The following is a 20,441-nucleotide window of genomic DNA, read 5'->3' as shown; positions in this document are numbered from 1 at the left end:
CCCTAGAACCACCCGTCTTGCATGCCGAGGCAGGTATCGTCGTGTGCCTCGAGCAATGCCAGCTCATTATGGCAGCCCGGTACTTCCCAGGTCAGGAAATAACGCGCAGCTTGCAGCTTGCCGAGGTAGAAGTCGCGATCAGCAGCCGTTCCCTTGAGCATGCCAAGCTCTGCGTGAACCGCCTGTTCCAGCCAGCGCCAGCCGATCACGCAGTGGCCGAAGGCCTTGAGGTACAAGGCAGAGTTGGCCAGGGCACCAGCGACTTTGCCTTGGGCCAGATCGCCGAGCAGGGCCAGGGTTACGCCTTGCAGGCGGTTGGCCAGTTGCTCCAACGGCTGACGCAGTGGGTCAAGGTTCGGGTGATGGCTGGCGCGCTCGCAGGTGGCGGCGATCAGGCGGATCAATTGCTTGAGGCCGGCACCATTGTGCTGTGCCAGCTTGCGGCCGAGCAGATCGAGCGACTGGATACCCTCCGTGCCTTCGTGGATCGGGTTCAGGCGATTGTCACGGTAGTACTGCTCCACCGGGTATTCGCGGGTGTAGCCGTGGCCGCCAAGAATCTGGATCGCCAGTTCGTTGGCTTTGAGGCAGAACGCCGAGGGCCAGGATTTGACGATCGGGGTCAGCAGGTCGAGCAGGTCCTGCGCCGGTTTGCGGGCGTTTTCGTCAGGGGCCGTATGGGTGTCGTCGAACAGGCGCGCGGCGTACAGGCCCAGATCAAAGGCGCCTTCTACGTAGGCCTTCTGCGCCAGAAGCATGCGCTTCACATCCGTGTGCTCGATGATCGGCACCGCCGGGCTGTGTGGGTCCTTGTTGTCTGGCAGCCGGCCCTGCGGCCGCTGGCGAGCGTATTCCAGGGAGTAAAGGTAGCCGGCGTAACCCAGCATCACCGCGCCCATGCCTACGCCTATCCGCGCCTCGTTCATCATCTGGAACATGCAGGCCAGGCCTTGGTGCGGCTGGCCGACCAGATAGCCGACGCACTGGCCATTGTCGCCGAAGTTCAGCGCGGTCGAGGTGGTGCCGCGCCAGCCCATCTTGTGGAACAGCCCGGCCAGCAGCACATCGTTGCGCGGGCCACGGCTGCCGTCCGGGTTTACGTGGTACTTGGGCACGATGAACAGCGAGATGCCTCTGACCCCGGGCGGGGCGTCCGGAAGCTTGGCCAGCACCATGTGCACGATGTTTTCCGACAGTTCGTGGTCGCCGCCGGAAATGAAGATCTTGTTGCCTTTGAGCCGGTAGCTGCCGTCGCCTGCTGGTTCGGCGCGGGTACGGATGTCGGCCAGCGACGAGCCGGCGTGGGGTTCGGTCAGCGCCATGGTGCCGAAGTAGCGGCCGTCGATCATCGGTTGCAGGAACAGGCGCTTCTGTTCATCGGAGCCGAAGCTCTCGATCAGGTTGGCCGCGCCCATGGTCAGGAACGGGTAGGCCGTGGTGCCGGCGTTGGCGGCCTGGAAGTGGGCGAAGCAGGCTTGCGAGACCAGGCTGGGCAGTTGCATGCCGCCGACCTCGAAGTCCCGGTTGGCGTTGAGGAAGCCGGCTTCGAGGAAGGCATCGACGGCGGGCTTCACTTCGGGGATCAGCTCGGCGCGGCCGTCCACGTAGCGTGGTTCGTTTTCGTCGGCCTTGCGGTTGTGCGGGGCGAAATACTTTTCGGCGATGGTGCGGGCGGTGGTCAGTGCCGCATCGAAGGTTTCACGGCTGTGCTCGGCGAAGCGCGGGCGCTGGGTCAGGGCTTCGGCGTCAAGGACTTCGTAGAGCTCGAAGGCGAGGTTGCGGGGGCTGAGCAAGGTCTCGGGCATGGTGGCGGTCCTGAGGCGGGATGCTGCGAGTGTAGGAGCGTGGTGAGACTGGGGACAGGTTAATAGGTTTGCGTGATATGGGTTGAGAACGCCGGGAAGCCTGCCGGTTATTGGTGAAACCAACGCAAGGTCAGGTCGTGTAATGCCTGCTCGGGACAATATAGAGACGTTTCCCACAATCCCGATCGGAAATGGACTGCTGCGGATCGAATGTCAGTTGGCCTTGAATGTGCGTTTTGGTGTTCACAAGGAAACGTTTCAGATGAGTGATGCCCACCCCGCTGACTTGGCTGAGGCCGACGGCAACCAGGTTCCCTTCTTCGTAGTCTCACCCATGAAATTTGGTGTAATGACTTTCTTTACCTTGGGCTTCTACTGGGTTTATTGCTTCTATCAAAGTTGGAGTCTGCATAGAGAGAAAACGGGAGAGCGCGTAAGTCCGCTCTGGCGAAGCGCTTTTGCAGTGTTCTTCATCTATCCATTATTGAGAAGGGCAAATGACCATATTCGCGACTCAGGTAAAACCTATCCGTGGTCCATCCTGGGGCTCACGCTGGGCTATTACGGTTTTTGCGTTGTCTGGGTGGCTGCCGGCGTCGTGTTGGAAGGCCAGCTGTGGCCGGCCTATTTTGCGGGCATAGCCGTTCAGGCAGCTTGGCTGATCATTCTGGTGTTCATGCAGAAGGGCATCAATTTCAGTGCGGGTGACAAAGAAGGGAAGGCCAACAGCCGGTTCACGCTGGCAAATTGGCTTTGGATGCTGTTGGGTATTGGGCTTATGGCAGCACAGCTGTCTGCTTTGATTGCGCTTTCACCAATGGTTTGAGCAACTTTTGGCCGGAGCTCTGTCTGAGGGGAGCTCCGGATAGTCCCCGATCCACCCCGCGCTTCCACTTGCGTTGAAGACAATATGATGCTGGGGTAGAAGCCTGCTGCAAGGCTTTTTTGATATGCCTGTCTAGGCTGGTCCTTTTCGCGGGTAAACCGTACAGCGGCCTGTGTCCAACCCCCGATGTGTGTCCACCAACGATCAGTGGTAGGAGCGGGTTTACCCGCGAATACGGTGGCAGCTGCAACGGTGAACGTCTGGTGGAAATTGGCCAGCAGGCCCGGCCCTTTCGCGGGTGAACCCGCTCCTACACGACGGCCTGTGTCCAGCCACCGACCTGTGTCCGCCAGCGATCCGGTGTAGGAGCGGGTTTACCCGCGAATACGGTAGCGGCGGCAACGGTGAATGGCGGGTGGTAATTGGCCAGCAGGGCCGGCCCTTTCGCGGGTGAACCCGCTCCTACACGACGGCCCGTGTCCAGCCACCGACCTGTGTCCGCCAGCGATCCGGTGTAGGAGCGGGTTTACCCGCGAATACGGTGGCGGCGGCAACGGTGAACGACGGGTAGAAATTGGCCAGCAGGTCCGGCCTCTTCGCGGGTGAACCCGCTCCTACGGCGGCCTGTATCCAACTGCCCACCACCGTGGTAGGGGCGGGTTTACCCGCGAAAGGACCGGCCCAGGCAGCCGAGAATTTCCAGGGGATAAACGGTAACAACAGAAGACACCCAAGTCACCGTTGGCATGGCTCACGTTCTGGTGAGCACCTGTTAGTCCAGCCCCTGCTTCAGGACATGCACGCATAAAAAAGGAGAGCAGAGGCTCTCCTTCTTCTTCAACAACCCTCAGCCATTAGCCAATGGTCATCAGGCTGGCGTTACCACCCGCCGCTGCCGTGTTCACGCTCACCGCGCGCTCGATGACCAGGCGCTCCAGCGCAATCTGGTGATCCCCGCTGGACAGCCCGTGCACCCCAACGATCGCCCCGGCACGCTTGGCCACCTGCTGGCATACGCCGCGCAGCTGGTCCGAGTCGCCATGGTGGATCACGGCGTCGAACGCCACTTCATCCTTGTTCCAGTCCGCGACCAGCTTCACCTTGGCCTGCAGCTCACGCGGCAGGCGGGCGCGCAGGGCCTTGCCCGGTTCACCGTCAACCCACACCGCCGAGCTGCCAACGGCCAGTACCGCGGCGAACTGCGCCAGCAGGTCGGTTTCGTTGTCGGCCAGGCACAGCACGTGCTCCCGCGGCAGAATGGTGTAGCTGTTGCGCTCGCCGGTCGGGCCTGGCAGCAGGCGGGAGATGCCGCTCTGCGACTGGCTGGCGAACTGGCTGCACAGCGCGGCCAGGTCGGCCAGCTGGTTGCTCTCGGCCCAGGCCTTCAGGCCGTGCAGCGGCTTGATCAGCTGTTCGTGCAGGGTGCGGTCCGGCTTGCCTTCGCCGTCCTGCTGCTGGAAGTGGCGGCCAATGGCATCGGCCGGGCGGGTCGACAGCAGGCGGTAGAGGTACAGCGGGCCGCCGGCTTTCGGGCCGGTGCCAGACAGGCCTTCACCACCGAACGGCTGCACGCCCACCACTGCACCCACAATGTTGCGGTTGACGTACATGTTGCCGGCGTTGGCGGTTTCCACCACTTTGGCGATGGTCTCGTCGATACGGGTGTGCACGCCGAGGGTCAGGCCGTAGCCGGAGTTGTTGATCTGCTCGATCAGCTGGTCCAGATTGCGGCGGTTGTAGCGCACCACGTGCAGTACGGGGCCGAAGATTTCGCGCTTCAGCTCGTCGAAGCTGTCCAGCTCGATCAGGGTTGGCATGACGAAGGTGCCGCGCTTGATCTCGGCAGCATCGGCAATGGCGACCTGATAGACCGGGCGGCCTTTCTCGCGCATGCCCTGGATGTGCTTCTCGATGCCGGCCTTGGCTTCGGCATCGATCACCGGGCCGATGTCCACGGCCAGGCGGTCCGGGCAGCCCAGGCGGCTTTCAGCCATGGCGCCCTTGAGCATTTCGATCACGCGGTCGGCGGAGTCTTCCTGCAGGCACAGCACGCGCAGGGCCGAGCAACGCTGGCCGGCACTGTCGAAGGCCGAGGACACCACGTCGATCACGACCTGTTCGGTCAGTGCCGAGGAGTCGACGATCATCGCGTTCTGGCCGCCGGTTTCGGCGATCAGCGGGATCGGGCGGCCCTGGTTGTCCAGGCGGCCAGCGACGTTGCGCTGCAGCAGGCGGGCCACTTCAGTGGAGCCGGTGAACATCACGCCTTTGACGCGCTCGTCTCCGACCAGGCCGGCACCGACGGTTTCACCGCGGCCCGGCAGCAGCTGCAGCACGCCTTCTGGGATGCCCGCTTCCAGCAGCAGGCGCACGGCCTGGGCGGCGATCAGCGGGGTTTGCTCGGCAGGCTTGGCCAGTACCGGGTTGCCGGCAGCCAGGGCTGCGGCCACCTGGCCGGTGAAGATCGCCAGCGGGAAGTTCCACGGGCTGATGCACACCACCGGGCCCAGTGGGCGGTGGGCGTCGTTGCTGAAGTCGTTACGTGCCTGCACCGCGTAGTAGCGCAGGAAGTCCACGGCTTCACGCACTTCGGCGATGGCGTTGGCGAAGGTCTTGCCGGCCTCGCGGATGAGCAGGCCCATCAGCGGCTGGATCTCGGCCTCCATCAGGTCGGCGGTGCGCTCCAGAATGGCAGCACGCTCAGCTGGCGGGGTGGCCTGCCAGATCGGCGCGGCGTTCAGTGCGCACTGGATGGCGTTGTCCACGTCGGCAACGGTGGCCTCCTGCACATGGCCGACGACGTCGCGGTGGTCTGCCGGGTTCAGTACCGGTGCGGCAGCGCTCTCGCTGGCGGCGCAGGCCAGCAGCGGGGCAGCTTTCCAGTCATTGTGAGCGGTGGCCAGCATGGCGCAGGACAGCGATGCCAGGCGGTGTTCGTTGGCCATGTCGATGCCGGCCGAGTTGGCCCTTTCAGTGCCATACAGATCGCGCGGCAGGGGAATGCGTGGGTGTGGCAGGCCGATACTGCCTTCCTGGGTACCCATGCGCTCGATGCTGGCCACCGGGTCGGCGACCAGTTCCTGGATGGAAATCGAGTGGTCGGCGATGCGGTTGACGAACGAGGTGTTGGCGCCGTTTTCCAGCAGACGGCGCACCAGGTAGGCCAGCAGCGTTTCATGGGTGCCGACCGGTGCATACACGCGGCACGGGCGGTTCAGCTTGCCATCGGCAATCTTGCCGACCACTTGCTCGTACAGCGGCTCGCCCATGCCGTGCAGGCACTGGAACTCGTACTGGCCCGGGTAATAGTTCTGCCCGGCAATGTGGTAGATGGCCGACAGGGTGTGGGCGTTGTGGGTGGCGAACTGCGGGTAGATGGCTTCTGGCACGGCCAGCAGCTTGCGGGCGCAGGCGACGTAGGACACGTCGGTGTACACCTTGCGGGTATAGACCGGGTAGCCTTCCAGGCCTTCGACCTGGGCACGCTTGATCTCGCTGTCCCAGTAGGCGCCTTTTACCAGGCGGATCATCAGGCGGTGGCGGCTGCGCTTGGCCAGATCGATGACGTAGTCGATCACGTACGGGCAGCGCTTCTGGTAGGCCTGGATAACGAAGCCGATGCCGTTCCAGCCAGCCAGGGATGGCTCGAAGCACAGGCGTTCGAGCAGGTCCAGCGAAAGCTCCAGGCGGTCGGCTTCCTCGGCGTCGATGTTAAGGCCGATGTCGTACTGCTTGGCCAGCAGGGTCAGCGACAGCAGGCGCGGGTACAGCTCTTCCATCACGCGCTCGTACTGGGCCCGGCTGTAGCGCGGGTGCAGTGCCGACAGCTTGATCGAGATGCCTGGGCCTTCATAGATGCCACGGCCATGCGAGGCCTTGCCGATCGAGTGGATGGCCTGCTCGTAGGACGCCAGGTACTTCTGCGCGTCGTGTTCGGTCAGTGCGGCTTCGCCGAGCATGTCGTAGGAGTAGCGGAAGCCTTTGGACTCGAAACGGCTGGCATTGGCCAGTGCTTCGGCAATGGTCTCGCCGGTGACGAACTGCTCACCCATCAGGCGCATGGCCATGTCGACGCCCTTGCGGATCATCGGTTCGCCGCTCTTGCCGATGATGCGGGTGAGCGAGGAGGTGAGGCCGGTTTCGTTATGGGTGCTGACCAGCTTGCCGGTCAGCAGCAGCCCCCAGGTGGCGGCGTTGACGAACAGCGACGGGCTGTTGCCCAGGTGCGGCTGCCAGTTGCCGGTGCTGATCTTGTCGCGGATCAGCGCATCGCGGGTGCCTTTGTCGGGGATACGCAGCAGGGCTTCGGCCAGGCACATCAGCGCCACGCCTTCCTGAGACGACAGCGAGAATTCCTGCAGCAGACCCTGAACGACACCGGCACGGCCGCCGGCGCTTTTCTGATTGCGCAGTTTTTCGGCAATGCTTGCGGCCAGCTTGTTGGTGGCGTCGGCCAGCGGCGCGCTCAGGCGCGCCTGCTCCAGCAGCATCGGCACCACTTCCTGCTCGGGGCGGCGGTAGGCGGCGGTGATCGCCGAGCGCAGTACCGACTGCGGCAAGATGCTCTCGGCAAATTCGAGGAAGCACTGGTGGCTGTGGTCGGCCTGGACTTCACCGGCATCGTCGGCCGGGTTGCTGGCATGACCGTTGAGTTCGGTCAGGGTGGCACCACCCTCGAGCTTCTCCAGGTAATTGAAGATCGCTTGCTTGATCAACCAGTGAGGCGTGCGGTCGATGGACTGCGCAGCTGCTTTGAGTCGCTCACGGGTCGGGTCGTCGAGTTTGACCCCAAGGGTGGTAGTCGCCATTTCTTATCCTCGTTATTGCCACGGTTGTGGCCTAAGCTGGCATCAAGAGTAGCTGTAGGACAATTCGGGTGCAACTAGGTGCAACCTGAATTTTTTGTGTAGAAGGTGCAACTCGTCCGATAGCCATTCCCATACCCTGAAAAGGGGCGTTTTGGGTGTGTTTTATTCTGAAAAACCGGTTTTTTACTCCCGAAAGGAGCAAAAAATGGGCTTTGTCGGAAAATGCACTGGCAGGTGCAACTTGCAAAAGAAAAATGGTTGCACCTTCTTTGCGTTGTTGCATAGCATTCGCCGCCTGGGTGCAACCGCCATCGCTGTGGTTGCGCATGATAAAAACAAACGCCAGGGCACACGCATGGGCAATCCACTAACGATCACCTTCGTGATCTACATCGCAGCAATGGTGCTGATCGGCTTCGCCGCCTATCGCGCTACCAAAAACCTTTCCGATTACATTCTGGGCGGTCGCAGCTTGGGTAGCGTGGTCACCGCGCTGTCTGCCGGTGCCTCCGACATGAGTGGCTGGCTGCTGATGGGCCTGCCTGGTGCCATCTACTTTGCGGGCCTGTCTGAGGTCTGGATCGCCATCGGTCTGACGGTCGGTGCCTACCTGAACTGGCTGTTCGTGGCCGGACGGCTGCGCGTGCAGACCGAGCACAACGGTGACGCGCTGACCCTGCCGGACTATTTCTCCAGCCGTTTCGAAGACAAGAGCGGCCTGCTGCGCATCATTTCCGCCATCGTCATCCTGGTGTTCTTCACCATCTACTGTGCCTCCGGCATCGTGGCCGGTGCCCGTCTGTTCGAGAGCACCTTCGGCATGTCGTACGAAACCGCGCTGTGGGCTGGTGCAGCGGCGACCATCGCCTACACATTCATCGGTGGTTTCCTGGCTGTGAGCTGGACCGACACCGTGCAGGCCACACTGATGATCTTCGCGCTCATCCTCACCCCGGTGTTCGTGCTGATCGCCACCGGTGGCTTCGACCAGACCTTCGCCGCTATCGAGGCGGTGAACCCGGCGAACTTCGACATGCTCAAGGGTGCCACCTTTATCGGCATCATCTCGCTGATGGGCTGGGGTCTGGGTTACTTCGGCCAGCCGCATATCCTGGCGCGCTTCATGGCCGCTGATTCGGTGAAGTCGATCGCCAAGGCGCGCCGCATTTCCATGACCTGGATGATCCTGTGCCTGGCGGGTACCTGTGCCGTTGGCTTCTTCGGCATTGCCTACTTCTCGGCCCATCCTGAGCTGGCAGGCCCGGTTAGCGAGAACCACGAACGTGTGTTCATCGAGCTGGCCAAGATCCTGTTCAACCCATGGATTGCGGGTGTCCTGCTGTCGGCCATCCTGGCCGCAGTCATGAGTACCCTGAGCTGCCAGCTGCTGGTGTGCTCCAGTGCCCTGACCGAAGACTTCTACAAAGCCTTCCTGCGCAAGAATGCTTCGCAGGTCGAACTGGTGTGGGTTGGCCGTCTGATGGTGCTGGCCGTGGCCCTGATCGCCATCGCCATGGCCTCCAACCCGGAAAACCGCGTGCTGGGCCTGGTGGCCTATGCCTGGGCTGGCTTCGGTGCCGCCTTCGGCCCGGTGGTGCTGATTTCGGTGCTGTGGAAAGGCATGACCCGTAACGGTGCGCTGGCCGGTATCGTGGTGGGTGCGCTGACGGTGATCCTGTGGAAGAACTTCGACACCCTCGGGTTGTACGAAATCATCCCGGGCTTCCTGTTCGCCAGCATCGCCATTGTTCTGGTGAGCAAGCTGGGCAGCCCTTCGCAGGCGATGGTCAAGCGCTTCGAAGCTGCTGATGCGGCGTATCACGCCGACAAGTAACACCCGTTGAATTGGCGGCGCCTGCTTTGCGGGTGCCGCCAATCAGCAGCCAGGCCTGACTCCGCCTGCAAGGCAAGGTAAACTTGCCGCCTTCGCAGGAGTTGCCATGAACTATCGTCACGCCTTCCACGCCGGCAACCACGCCGACGTCCTCAAACACATCGTGCTGACCCGCCTCATCGCCCTGATGTCGCGCAAGGAGCAGCCGTTCGCCTATATCGATACCCACGCAGGGCTCGGCCTGTACGATCTGCAGGGCGATCAGGCAAACCGTACCGGCGAGTACCTGGAAGGCGTAGCCCGCCTGTGGAATCGCGATGACCTGCCGGCCATGGCCGACGACTACCTGCGCATCATCAAGCGCCTGAATGCCGATGGCGAGCTGCGCTACTACCCGGGGTCGCCCGAACTGGCCCGTCGCCTGATGCGCCAGCAGGACCGCGCCCTGCTCAACGAGAAGCACCCCGAAGACGGGCCGCTCCTCAAGGAAAACATGAAAAAAGACCCGCGCGTGACCGTGCACCTGGGTGAAGGCTGGCATGTGCCGCGGGCCTTGCTGCCGGTGCAGGAAAAGCGCGCGATCATGCTGATCGACCCGCCGTTCGAGCAGGCCGATGAGCTCAAGCGCTGCACCACGGCCATGAAAGAGGCGATCGGCCGCATGCGCCAGACCGTTGCGGCCATCTGGTACCCGATCAAGGACCAGCGCTCGCTGACCCGCTACTACCAGGACCTGACAAGCACCGGCGCGCCAAAGCTGCTGCGGGTCGAGCTGTATGTGCATCACCAGGACAGCCCGCAGGGCCTGAATGGTTCGGGCCTGGCCATCGCCAACCCACCATGGGGGCTGGAGGATGAACTTAAGGAGCTGCTGCCATGGCTGGCCAAAGAGCTGGCACAGACCGCCGGTAGTTACCGCATGGACTGGCTGATCGCCGAATAAACCTGTAGGCGCGGGTTTACCCGCGAACACCGGCAACGCCGGTGCCATCCACCGCATTGCCTGCTTCGCGGGTGAGCCCGCTCCTACAAGGGGGCGGTGTGCCTCCAATGTTTGCGTTATAATCCCGCCCTTTAGCCGCCATCCGCCCAAGAGGCCGCTGGCGCATTTTTACCGAATGAAGAGGCTAATCCCTTGGCATTGACGATTCTTGGCCTGTCCGGCGCCCTTAGCCATGACCCTTCCGCGGCCCTGTACATTGACGGCAAGCTGATTGCCGCCGCCGAAGAAGAGCGCTTCGTGCGTGACAAGCATGCGAAGAACCGCATGCCCTACGAGTCGGCGAAGTTCTGCCTGGAACAGGCAGGCATCAAGCCGTCCGACGTCGACGTGGTAGCCATCCCGTTCGCCCCGATCAGCCTGTTCGGCAAGGCGCGGTGGCACTATGCCAAGCGCTATTGGTATGCCCCGGATCGTGCACTCGATGCCATCCTGATGGGCAACCGTCGCTACAAGCGCTATCGCAAGAAGATCGTCTGGTGCCTGGAGCAACTGGGCTTCGACCCGAAAAAGGTCAAGATCGAGCCGGTCGAGCACCACCTGGCCCACGCTTCCAGTGCTTATCATTGCTCGGGTTTCAAGGAAAAAACCGCAATCCTTGGCATTGACGGCAAGGGCGAGTACGCCACCACCTTCTTTGGTTACGGCGAAAACGGCAAGATCCACAAGATCAAGGAATTCTTCGACCCGGACTCGCTGGGTGGCCTTTACGGTGCCATTACCGAGTTCCTGGGCTTCGAAATGCTCGATGGCGAGTTCAAGGTCATGGGCATGGCGCCGTATGGCGACGCCAGCAAGTATGATTTCTCGCGTCTGGCCAGCTTCGAAAACGGCGAGTTGGTCATCAACACCGAGTACGCCAACGTTATCGGCCTGCGCCGCTATAAAGAGAAGGGCAAGGGCTTCTACTTCTCGCCAAAGCTGATCGAATGGCTGGGCCCCAAGCGCGAAGGCGACATCGCCGACGAGCCGTACATCCATTACGCCGCCAGCATGCAGGCGCTGTTCGAGAAACTGGCGCTGCAGATGATCGACCATTACCTGGGCGACACCCTGCGTGAAACCGGCAAGCTGGCCTTCGCCGGCGGCTGTGCGCTGAACGTCAAGCTCAACCAGAAGATCATCGCCCGTCCGGACGTGAAAGAGCTGTTCGTCCAGCCGGCCTCCGGCGACGCCGGGACTGCCGTTGGCGCCGCTGCCTATGTGTCCCACGCCCGTGGCGTTCCGGTCGAGAAGATGGAGCACGTCTACCTCGGCCCGTCGTACTCCAACGAAGACGTGATCGCCGCCTGCGCCCGTCACCCGAACCAGCCGAAGTGGCGCAAACTCGAGAACATGCCGCAGCAGATCGCCCAGATCATGGTCGATGGCAACCCGGTAGCCTGGTTCCAGGGCCGCATGGAGTTCGGGCCGCGTGCCTTGGGTGGCCGATCGATCATCGGTTGCCCAAGCGTGGAAGGCGTGGCTGACCGCATCAACCACCAGATCAAGTTCCGTGAACGCTGGAGACCTTTCTGCCCGTCGATGCTCGACACTGTCGCCCCGCAGATGATCAAGGTCGACCATCCCGCGCCGTTCATGACCTTCACCTTCGAAGTCGCTGAAGAGTGGAAGACCCGCGTGCCGGAAGTGGTGCACGAGGACGGCACTTCGCGTGCCCAGGTGCTCAAGCGCGAGTACAACCCGCGCTACTACGACATGATGAAGGCACTGGAAGACCTGACTGGCAACGGCGTGTCGCTGAACACCTCGCTGAACCGTCGTGGTGAACCGATGATCTGCTCGCCGACCGATGCCCTGAACATGTTCTTCGGCTCGGACCTGCAGTACCTGATCATGGAAGACATCCTGGTTGTGAAGGACGGCGCGGCCCCGTATGACCAGCCGCTCTGAACCGCGCATCCTGCAGTTCTGCCATGGCTATGACGGGCCGTTCCTGGACTGCGCCCGTCAGTACGCCAGCCTGTTTCAGGGGCGTGGGTACCAGGTGACCACGGTGTTCCTCACCGGCGCCGCCGATGCGCAGGTGGCGGCTGGCTGTGCGTCGGACGAGGTGCTGTTCCTTGAGTTCAGTTCCAAGGCCGTGCGTGGCCTGAAACTCGGCGCCATCCGCGCATTGCGGCGCATTGCGGCCGAGCGCAATTTCGCTTTCTGCATCGCCCACCGCTTCAAGCCGATCTACGTTGCCCTGCTGGGGACCGGCCTGCCGGTGATTGGTGTGCACCATGCCTTTGGCGACTACCAGCGCAAAGGCCGCCGCTTGTTCGCGAACCTGTTCAGCAAGCGTCTGAGCCTGTTGGGTGTTTCGGACGCGGTACGTGACGATATGCGCCGTTGCTTGCCGCAGTGGCCGGCCGAACGCATCCAGACCCTGTACAACCGCATCGACATCGACGCCTTGCAAGCAGCCTTGGTGCCGCGCGCTGACGCACGCCAGGCCTTGGGCCTTGATCCTCAGGCGTGGATCGTCGGCAATGTCGGGCGCCTGCACCCGGACAAGGACCAGGCCACCCTGTTGCGCGGTTTTGCCCAGGCACTGCCGGGGCTACCTGCTGGCGCCCGCCTGGCGATCCTCGGCAAGGGGCGTCTGGAGGCCAGGCTCAAGGCGTTGGCTGCCGAGCTTGGCATTGCCGGGCAAGTCGACTTTCTTGGCCAGGTACCGGATGCGCGCCGTTACTTCCAGGCGTTCGACGTGTTCGCTTTGAGTTCCGATCACGAGCCGTTCGGCATGGTCCTGCTCGAAGCGATGGTTGCCGGTGTGCCGGTGTTGGCCACGGCCTGTGGCGGTGCTCGCGAAGTGGTCGAGGGCGTTGGCGTGCTGTTCCCGTTGGGCGACGCCGCGCAGCTGGCCCAGGGCCTGCAGCACATGGCCGTACTGGACGCTGGGCAGCGCCAGGCCTGTGCCAGGCACATGCTGCAGCGCCTCGGTGAGCGTTTCTCTGACCAGGCGGTGCGCGAGGCCTTCTGGCAACTCCCACAGGTGCGCGCGTTGGTGGGGCAGGCCTGATGCTCAATCGTATCCAGGCCTTCCGCGAACGCGGTTGGCAAGCTATCGATGCCAAGGCTTATGCCCAGGCGTGGACGCGTTTTGGCGGCAGTGTCGCCACCCATCCGCTGGTGGTCGAGCAACTGGCGGACCTGGCACAGATCCCGGTGCGTTACCTGGGCTGGCACCAGGCTGGCGAGCTGAAAGCCGCCATCCCGGCTTGGGGGCGTCACCTGGCGCTGTCCAAGGACGTGCTGAAGCGTGCTGGCAAGAAGGCCCTGTTCGACCTCGGTAATGCCGAGATCATTCTGCCGGCGGCGTCTGATGCCGCTGCGCCGTTGCGCCATACAATGCGTTACCTGTCCGAACTGAACCAGGGCCGCTTCAGCGGCCTCAAGGCGCAGAAGGAGCAGTTGGCCATGGCCCGGGCGCCTGAAGACCTGTCGAAGAAGTTCCGCTACAACCAGCGCCGTGAACTGCGCCTGCTGGAAGAGGCGGGTGGCGTGGTACGCCCGATCAGCGACTTCAGTGCCCAGGAAATCGCCAGCATGTACTGCGACCTGTTCCTGCGCCGCTGGGGGTTCCCGGCCACCGGTGCCGAGCGTATGGCCGATGTGCTGGAGCGCCTGCGTGAGCTGCTGATCGGCTCGGTGTTGCTGCTGGACGGTAAGCCGATTGCCATCCAGCTGGTGTACCGCGTCGAAGCGCCGGAGTGGATCAGCGTCGAGTACATCAATGGCGGCGTCGACCCTGAAACCAAGGCCTTCAGCCCAGGTAGCGTGCTGAGCTTCCTCAATACCCAGGCCGCCTGGGAAGACGCCCGGTCACGCAACAAGCCGCTGCGGTTCTCGTTCGGCCGTGCTGACCGTGAGTACAAGGACCGCTGGTGCAACCCTGTGCCGGTGTATCAAGCGTGATCCGCAAGCAGCAGTTGCTCAAGCGCCACCGGCGCAACAAACGCCTGGGGCTGCTGGCGGGCCTGGTTGCGCTGGTCGCCCTCGGTGTTTTCAGCTGGTGGTGGATGCCACTGCTGTTGTTGCCGCTGCTCTGGGCTGCCCATGAGTCCTGGTTTGCCGACCACCTGTTCTATGCACCGGGTGAGGACTATGCCTACGACTTCGGCGATCAGGTGCAGCAGGTCCCTGCCAGCCTGCACGATGGCTGGCTCAAGGCTGATTGCACGTTGCAAGGCGACGAAACCCTGGTGCTTGAACTGCGGCTGAAAAGCAGCTGGTTGGGGCGCTTTCTCGACCCTCGGGTCGAGCTGCTGGCTGGCGAACAGGCCGATCGGCAAGCGTTCGAGCGTGGCGTCGATGGCGTGCGCTTCCTTAACCTGACGGGTCTTGCTGCGCCACTGCAGGCCGGTACGTTGCGACTGCGCGGCCGGCATTGCCGGCTGCAGGGTCAGTTGCGCCTGTGGATAACCCCCTCGGTCGAGCTGCAGCGGCGCCGGGTGATGGTGATCGCGCCACATGCCGATGACGCCGAGTTGGCCGCGTATGGGTTGTACAGCCAGGCCGACGAAAGCTGGGTGGTGACCCTGACCGCCGGTGAGATAGAGGCCGAGCACTACCAGCAGATGGGCCTGGCAAAGGCCGAGGCCGCGCGCCTGAAGGGGCGCCTGCGTGCCTGGGACAGCATCGTCGTGCCGCGTTGGGCTGGTGTGCCGGAGTCGCGTTGCATACAGCTGGGCTACTTTTGCCTGCAGCTGCCTGCCATGCAGGCAGCACCCGACCAGCCGGCCGCCTCACGTGAAGCCGACCTGGCCGATATCCGCGTGTTCCGCCAGTTCAACCCGTTCCCGTTACCGGGCGACCGCGATGGCGCACCCACCTGGCACAACCTGCTGGCCGACCTGCGAGCCTTGCTGGAGCTGGCCAAACCAGAGGTGCTGGTGATGCCGCACCCGCAGCTAGACCCCCATCCGGACCATATCTGCGCTCAGGCGGCGGTATTGGAAGCCTTGCAAGGCATGACCTGGCAGCCACAAACCTTGCTGTGCTACGCCAACCACCTGCACGATAACGACCGCTGGCCGATGGGCGACAGTGGCGATGGCGTGGCTTTACCGCCGCAATTGAGCGCTGCCCAGGCCTGGGCACCCTGCAGCCTGGTGCTGGACTGCGCGACACAGCGCGACAAGGCGATGGCCCTGGGCATGATGCACGACCTGCAGCCGCCGGCACCGTTCAAGCGCCGCCTGCGCCGCCTGCTGCAACGCTGGCTTGCCGGGCGACAGCCATCGCCTTATGGGGAGAACGAATTCTTCCGCAAGGCCGTGCGCCGACACGAACTGTTCTGGCGGCGTGAGCTGTAAGCACGCCCCATGGTTGACCGCGAAGGCGCAGAGCGCCCAAGGAAAGCAATGAAAGTCCTATTTCTGGTGCAGAAGGAACAGCGGGCGATTCTTGACCGCCTGTACGATGGCGTCGCGGCCAACTGCGAGTGCGACCTGCGCTGGCTGACCAGCCAGGATCAGCGCAACCTGCGCCGTTACTTCAAGCGTGAGGTGCAAGTCGAGCGCTATGACCGCATCGTGTTCTTCCTGCGTTTCAAGCAGGAGATCCGCCAGGTGGCCTTCATCCGCACTGTGCCGAACCTGGTGATTCTCGAGCACGACGCCTACCAGAACTACATCCCGTGCAAGTACACCGGCAAGTTCAGCGCTCATTACCGCCAGTTGCCATGGGCGCGGGTGATCAGCTCGGGCTACATGGTCAGCGAGCGCTTGCGCCAGGAAGGTTTCGACGCGGTGTTCGTGCCCAAGGGCTATGACGAGCAGTTGCTGGCTGACCAAGGGCGTGAGCGTGATATCGAACTGGCCTTTGTCGGCAGCGTCAACAGCGTGGCCTATAGCGGCCGCAAGGCACTGCTGGACGAGTTGGGGCAGGTCGAGAACCTGTTGGTAACCCGTACCAAGTCGGGCGAGGACTACTGCAACACGCTTAACCGTATTCGTTTCTTCGTCAGTGCCGATGTCGGCATGGGCGAATACATGATCAAGAACTTCGAAGCCATGGCCTGTGGCTGTGTGTTGCTGGCATACGATCAGGGCGAGGAAGAGAACCGTGCGCTAGGCCTGCAAGACATGCACAACGTGGTGTTCTATGACAACATCCCGACCCTTCAGGAAAAGCTCCGTCGTTTGCGCGCGAACCCCGAGCTAGCCCGGCAGATTGCAGAAAATGGCCGCCATCTGGCGGTTTCCCGTTTTAGTTTCGGCGCAGTTGGACGTAGCATCGTCGACCACATGCGCCCGGCGCTCAGGCCCCACCCGCCATTGTCTGCATGGCAGCGGCTGCGTCTGAAGCTGGGCATCTAAACAAGAGCTTTCACGCCCAGGAGCGGGTTGTTGAAGGCCGATAGTCGTAATGCGGAGGGAATCCGGTGCGCTTTTCAAATGAGAGTGACGTCACGCTCGTCGTGACCAGTTGTGGGCGGTTCGATCTGCTCAAAGACACCCTTGAGAGTTTCGATCGCTACAACACCGCGCCCATTCGCGAGGTATTCATCACCGAAGACTCTGGCGACGATGCTGTGCATGCCGCTGTGCCGGCGCACTGGAAGCCGCACTGCAAGGTGTTCGTCAACCGGCCCAAACTTGGCCAGTTGCCGTCTATCGACCTGGCCTACAGCCAGGTCAAGACGCCGTACATTTTTCACTGCGAAGACGACTGGCAATTCTATCGCCAAGGCTTTGTCGAAGACTCGCAGGCCATCCTTGATGTCAGTCCCAACATCTTGCAGGTCTGGTTGCGCAGCCATGCCCACGACCTGGCCATCCACAGCCCGTACATCCACTTGGGCGATCGCCAGGTGATCGCTGGGGTGCCGTGCTATCCGCTGCTGTCCGACAAGGCCGAGTGGCAGGCGTTCTCGCTCAACCCTGGGCTGCGCCGATTGAGCGATTACCAGCGCTGTGCGCCATTTGCCGCCTATGCTGGAGAAAAGGCGCTTTCCCGCCGCTACGCTGAGTTAAATCTGACAGCGGTCACCTTGGAGGGTGACGCAGTATTGCACACTGGATTCGGCAATCACGTGACCTTGCCCATTGAAGTGGAGCGTAAGGCCAAGCGTCGTCAGCGTGATCGGTTGAAGCTGGCATTGACGCTGGTTGCGGGGGCCTTGATCGGCATGGGAATCACCATTTTTGTTCAATGAAGTCGCTGTCCCACCTGACTTGAGCGGGAGAGGGCCCATGAACATCGTCAATATGATGTGGGCGGGTGGAACGCCGTACATGTCCATCCACAAGGTGCACCGGCAGGTCTTGTCGAACGCGGGTGCCGATGCCCGGATCAGTAACTGGCTGCTGCTGGGGAGCGGGCTCTGCTGTGGGCTCGGTTCGACCCGGGAATGGCATATGCCCTCACGTGCGCTCAAAGGGCGGCACTTGTGGCGCTTGCTGCGCCCGTGGCTGCGCATGCGCTTGCGCAAGGCATTGGCCGAGGCCGGGGCAGAAGTGGTGCTGCTCGATGGTATTGGCGTCGCCCGGTTGGTGCTGCCGTTGTTGCAACGCATCGGGCACGTACGTGCCAAGGTCCTTTTCCATGGCAAGACGCGTCTGCATGCCAGCGATATCCGCTTGTTGCAGAGTTTTCCGTCCGAGCGTCTGAGTATCGCGGCGGTATCACAGACTTTGGCCGAGTCGCTGGAGCGTGACCTGGGCAGGCCGGTGCAGACGCTGCGCATGGCGCTCGACCCGCTTGCATTCGTCGAGCCTTTGCTGAACCGGGATCAGGCCAGGCAGGCGCTGAAGTTGCCTCAGGACGCCGAGGTAATGCTGGGTGCGGTAGGGCGATTGGTAGAGAGCAAAGGCTTCGAAATGCTGATCGAGGCATTCGCCAGGGCCAGTGCACGGCAACCGGGCTTGCAGCTGGCGATCATTGGCGAGGGGCCGCAGCATGCCGTGCTGCAGCAGCGTATCGACGCGTTGGGCCTGGCCGAGCGCGTTCATCTGCGCGGTCACCGCGAAGACCTGCAGCAGCTGTATCGGGCATTCGACTGGCTATTGGTACCTTCGCGTTCCGAAGGCCTGGGGCTGGTGGTGCAAGAGGCGGTGATGGCCGATGTACCGGTGGTGTGCAGCGACCTGGAAGTGTTTCGCGAGCAATTGCGCGACACGGGTGGCTACCTGCCGGTTGCCGACGAAAGCGCCTGGGCTGAGGCGATTGAGCGCTGTACGGCGCTCAGTGCATCGACGATCGCCGCGAAGCAGCGCCAGGCACTGGCACCGGAGCAGGCCTGGCAGGCGTTCTGCAGCGGCTCGCAGAGCCTGTTGCGCAGCTGACCTTCAGCGTGTCAGCAAGGCTGCCTCGAAGGCAGCAAGGGGGAACCGGTCGCCCAGGTTCTCCCGCTCGATATAGCGCACCATGTGCTGCACATTGCGTCGAATCATGCGGGCCGACAGTGGCGGGCGCAAAAAGCGCATGTCGGCCACGTCGATCAAGCCCAGACGCTGGTCGGGGGTGACCACCACGTTGCCCAGGTGCAGCGAGCGGAAATAAACACCGCTGCGGTGCAGCTGACGGATCAGCTCGATCAGGCGTGGCAGGTAAGTGTCCCAGCTGAAGCCGTCATCGCGCGACATCTGCAGCAGCGTTCGCCCGGGTAGCGGGCGGTACAGCACCGCAGTGCGGCCCGGCAGGTCGAGCTTGTGCTGGCTGATCACTTCGAGGGTTGGGATGCCCAGTTGCGCCAGGCGCGCGGCGTTATCGACGAAGCGCTGCGAGTAAGGACGTAGCAGTGCAGATGAAATCAGACGCTTCCTACGAAAAACCTTGAGGAAATTTCCATCTGTGAGCAGGTAGACTTTGGCGCCATGGCTGTCTGCCTCAAGCACCTGTGCGCCGAGTGTCAGCTGATCGAAGTCGACCTGGGTGAGCCGGGAGCATTGCATGAATAGAGCCTTGTCGTCTGGCGAGCAAAATGACCGGCAATAATGCCGAAAATAATGCTGTAGCACCATGGATGGTGTTTCTGATTCATCGGGGGAAAGGATGTTGTATCAAAAAAACTGGGCACAAGCGTGGTTAGGTTTGGGCCTGGTCTGGTTCCTGGCGGCGATTGCCCTGGCACCCAGCAACAAGGTTTATCAGCAAGGTCTGGTGTTGTTCTTGTGGCTGCCAACGCTGGTATTGGCCTGGTCGGCCCGAGGTGTGCTGGTGCAAGCCTGGAGGCGGCAACCGGCGTTGTGGGGGAGTGTGCTGCTGCTGTTGGCCTGGAGCGGCCTGAGCCTGGCATGGTCGCCCGCCGAGGAGCCCATGCGCGAGCTCAAGCGCTTGCTCTACATTCTGGTGTTCCTGCTGGCGTTTCCGCTGTTGGCCCAGCTTGGCCAAGCCCGCATTCGTCAGTTATTGCTGCTTGGCAGCGCGCTGCTGGCCATCGCTGCGTTGGTCTCCATCATCAAGTTCTATGGGGTGCAGCGTGCGCCTTTGTTGTTCAGGCTGGCGGGTATCGGCGAGATATCCCACCCCATCCTGGGGGCTTATGTCATTGGTTCGGCCTTGCTCTTGATGCTCTACGAGCCACCTCGGCGACGTGGCTTGCAGTTGTTGTGGCTGGCGGTACTGGCTTGCCTGGGGGCCTTCGCCATGCTCAGCCAGAGCCGTGGTGCGGTTCTGGCACTGGTGATTACCGTGGTGATGGCGCCGTTGTGGTTCCGTGACCGCCACAGCCGGGTGTTCTCTGTTCTGGCACTGCTTGCCACCGGCCTGGCCTTTTTGGCCGTGTACGACGTTATCGCCCAGCGGGGCTCGTCCTACCGGCCGGAAATTTTCCATGCCGTTCTCCAGATGATTGCCGCGCATCCTTGGACTGGTCTTGGCCTGGGGGCTGATTACGAAGTGAGCGCCGTCGGCATGCACTTCGATCACACCCACAACATGTTCACCCATGTTGCCGTTGAAATGGGCTTGCCCGGCATGTTGCTGTGGGTAATGGTATGGCTGCTTACGCTGGGCGAAATCGTGCGCGCCCGTGGCACCCTGTTCGGCAAGGTGCTGCTGGGCTTCTGGGTCTATTCGACCCTGGCCATGCAGTTCGATGCCGCCAGCCTCACCGGTACGCCACGTGCCGAATGGTTCATCAGCTGGCTGCCGGTCGGCCTTGCCATGTTGCTGCCATGGGGGCGTGCCGAAAATGACGCCTGTGGTAAAATTGCCGGTTCAACCTGAACAGCGA

15 protein-coding genes are annotated in these 20,441 nt (G+C 62.5%); 11 read left to right on the top strand and 4 right to left on the bottom strand.

Going from position 1 to position 20,441, the window contains the following annotated elements; translation table 11 throughout:
• Positions 1–2: 2 nt before the first annotated feature.
• Positions 3–1,805: an acyl-CoA dehydrogenase gene (locus tag N5D53_RS12590; RefSeq protein WP_279840391.1), complete on the bottom strand. Its 1,803-nt coding sequence runs from the start codon at positions 1,803–1,805 to the stop codon at positions 3–5.
• 142 nt (positions 1,806–1,947) lie between these two features.
• On the opposite strand from N5D53_RS12590, the gene N5D53_RS12585 reads away from it, so the two are divergent.
• A complete protein-coding gene (locus N5D53_RS12585) occupies positions 1,948–2,631 on the top strand; it encodes a hypothetical protein (protein WP_347881665.1) in 684 nt (227 codons plus the stop codon).
• A gap of 854 nt (positions 2,632–3,485) precedes the next feature.
• Here the strand turns inward: N5D53_RS12585 and putA are convergent.
• Together putA and N5D53_RS12575 are read right to left on the bottom strand one after the other, a co-directional pair.
• On the bottom strand, positions 3,486–7,439 hold the full coding sequence (gene putA / locus N5D53_RS12580) for a trifunctional transcriptional regulator/proline dehydrogenase/L-glutamate gamma-semialdehyde dehydrogenase (RefSeq protein WP_279840389.1): 3,954 nt from the start codon (positions 7,437–7,439) through the stop codon (positions 3,486–3,488).
• Between the two features lie 31 nt (positions 7,440–7,470).
• On the bottom strand, positions 7,471–7,767 hold the full coding sequence (locus tag N5D53_RS12575) for a hypothetical protein (RefSeq protein ID WP_129932022.1): 297 nt from the start codon (positions 7,765–7,767) through the stop codon (positions 7,471–7,473).
• Between the two features lie 27 nt (positions 7,768–7,794).
• Here N5D53_RS12575 and putP point away from each other — a divergent pair, with 27 nt between their 5' ends.
• The 9 genes from putP to N5D53_RS12530 all read left to right on the top strand — a co-directional run bounded on the left by putP (position 7,795) and on the right by N5D53_RS12530 (position 18,549).
• A complete protein-coding gene (gene putP, locus N5D53_RS12570) occupies positions 7,795–9,273 on the top strand; it encodes a sodium/proline symporter PutP (protein WP_104962923.1) in 1,479 nt (492 codons plus the stop codon).
• Between the two features lie 106 nt (positions 9,274–9,379).
• Complete coding sequence (rlmJ, locus tag N5D53_RS12565) at positions 9,380–10,216, top strand: 23S rRNA (adenine(2030)-N(6))-methyltransferase RlmJ (protein ID WP_274139246.1); 837 nt, start codon at positions 9,380–9,382, stop codon at positions 10,214–10,216.
• 192 nt (positions 10,217–10,408) lie between these two features.
• Positions 10,409–12,166 (top strand): carbamoyltransferase, encoded by a 1,758-nt coding sequence (locus tag N5D53_RS12560; RefSeq protein ID WP_003249431.1) that lies wholly within the window; start codon positions 10,409–10,411, stop codon positions 12,164–12,166.
• Complete coding sequence (locus N5D53_RS12555) at positions 12,150–13,280, top strand: glycosyltransferase (protein WP_104962665.1); 1,131 nt, start codon at positions 12,150–12,152, stop codon at positions 13,278–13,280. The genes N5D53_RS12560 and N5D53_RS12555 overlap by 17 nt, the downstream gene beginning before the upstream one ends.
• Positions 13,280–14,176 (top strand): antimicrobial resistance protein Mig-14, encoded by an 897-nt coding sequence (locus tag N5D53_RS12550; RefSeq protein WP_279840386.1) that lies wholly within the window; start codon positions 13,280–13,282, stop codon positions 14,174–14,176. Before N5D53_RS12555 ends, N5D53_RS12550 begins: the two co-directional genes overlap by 1 nt.
• A complete protein-coding gene (locus N5D53_RS12545) occupies positions 14,173–15,576 on the top strand; it encodes a PIG-L family deacetylase (protein ID WP_279840392.1) in 1,404 nt (467 codons plus the stop codon). The genes N5D53_RS12550 and N5D53_RS12545 overlap by 4 nt, the downstream gene beginning before the upstream one ends.
• 48 nt (positions 15,577–15,624) lie before the next feature.
• The gene (locus N5D53_RS12540) at positions 15,625–16,581 is read left to right on the top strand and encodes a glycosyltransferase (RefSeq protein WP_003249439.1); all 957 of its coding nucleotides are present in this window, start codon (positions 15,625–15,627) and stop codon (positions 16,579–16,581) included.
• Between the two features lie 65 nt (positions 16,582–16,646).
• Positions 16,647–17,420 carry a hypothetical protein gene (locus N5D53_RS12535; protein ID WP_010955517.1) on the top strand — a complete coding sequence of 258 codons (774 nt, stop codon included), beginning with the start codon at positions 16,647–16,649 and terminating at the stop codon, positions 17,418–17,420.
• A 37-nt stretch (positions 17,421–17,457) separates the two neighbouring features.
• Positions 17,458–18,549 (top strand): glycosyltransferase, encoded by a 1,092-nt coding sequence (locus tag N5D53_RS12530; protein ID WP_020191476.1) that lies wholly within the window; start codon positions 17,458–17,460, stop codon positions 18,547–18,549.
• Between the two features lie 3 nt (positions 18,550–18,552).
• Here N5D53_RS12530 and N5D53_RS12525 read toward each other — a convergent pair whose 3' ends face one another.
• Complete coding sequence (locus tag N5D53_RS12525) at positions 18,553–19,158, bottom strand: hypothetical protein (RefSeq protein WP_003249444.1); 606 nt, start codon at positions 19,156–19,158, stop codon at positions 18,553–18,555.
• Positions 19,159–19,258: 100 nt separating this feature from the next.
• Between N5D53_RS12525 and N5D53_RS12520 the strand changes: the two genes are divergently transcribed.
• Complete coding sequence (locus N5D53_RS12520; RefSeq protein WP_104962662.1) at positions 19,259–20,434, top strand: O-antigen ligase family protein; 1,176 nt, start codon at positions 19,259–19,261, stop codon at positions 20,432–20,434.
• Positions 20,435–20,441: the final 7 nt, after the last annotated feature.

It is taken from the genome of Pseudomonas sp. GD03862 (assembly GCF_029840855.1).
Classification (GTDB): domain Bacteria; phylum Pseudomonadota; class Gammaproteobacteria; order Pseudomonadales; family Pseudomonadaceae; genus Aquipseudomonas; species Aquipseudomonas alloputida.
The sequence above is the reverse complement of the archived record's forward strand: the minus strand, read 5'-3'. Positions and strand labels throughout refer to the sequence as shown.

Excerpts from the sequence above, each read along its gene's own strand:
- N5D53_RS12590 (WP_279840391.1), bottom strand. The coding sequence starts at position 1,805 with ATGCCCGAGACCTTGCTCAGCCCCCGCAACCTCGCCTTCGAGCTCTAC.
- N5D53_RS12585 (WP_347881665.1), top strand. The coding sequence starts at position 1,948 with ATGCCTGCTCGGGACAATATAGAGACGTTTCCCACAATCCCGATCGGA.
- putA (WP_279840389.1), bottom strand. The coding sequence starts at position 7,439 with ATGGCGACTACCACCCTTGGGGTCAAACTCGACGACCCGACCCGTGAG.
- N5D53_RS12575 (WP_129932022.1), bottom strand. The coding sequence starts at position 7,767 with ATGCGCAACCACAGCGATGGCGGTTGCACCCAGGCGGCGAATGCTATG.
- putP (WP_104962923.1), top strand. The coding sequence starts at position 7,795 with ATGGGCAATCCACTAACGATCACCTTCGTGATCTACATCGCAGCAATG.
- rlmJ (WP_274139246.1), top strand. The coding sequence starts at position 9,380 with ATGAACTATCGTCACGCCTTCCACGCCGGCAACCACGCCGACGTCCTC.
- N5D53_RS12555 (WP_104962665.1), top strand. The coding sequence starts at position 12,150 with ATGACCAGCCGCTCTGAACCGCGCATCCTGCAGTTCTGCCATGGCTAT.
- N5D53_RS12550 (WP_279840386.1), top strand. The coding sequence starts at position 13,280 with ATGCTCAATCGTATCCAGGCCTTCCGCGAACGCGGTTGGCAAGCTATC.
- N5D53_RS12540 (WP_003249439.1), top strand. The coding sequence starts at position 15,625 with ATGAAAGTCCTATTTCTGGTGCAGAAGGAACAGCGGGCGATTCTTGAC.
- N5D53_RS12530 (WP_020191476.1), top strand. The coding sequence starts at position 17,458 with ATGAACATCGTCAATATGATGTGGGCGGGTGGAACGCCGTACATGTCC.
- N5D53_RS12525 (WP_003249444.1), bottom strand. The coding sequence starts at position 19,158 with ATGCAATGCTCCCGGCTCACCCAGGTCGACTTCGATCAGCTGACACTC.
- N5D53_RS12520 (WP_104962662.1), top strand. The coding sequence starts at position 19,259 with ATGTTGTATCAAAAAAACTGGGCACAAGCGTGGTTAGGTTTGGGCCTG.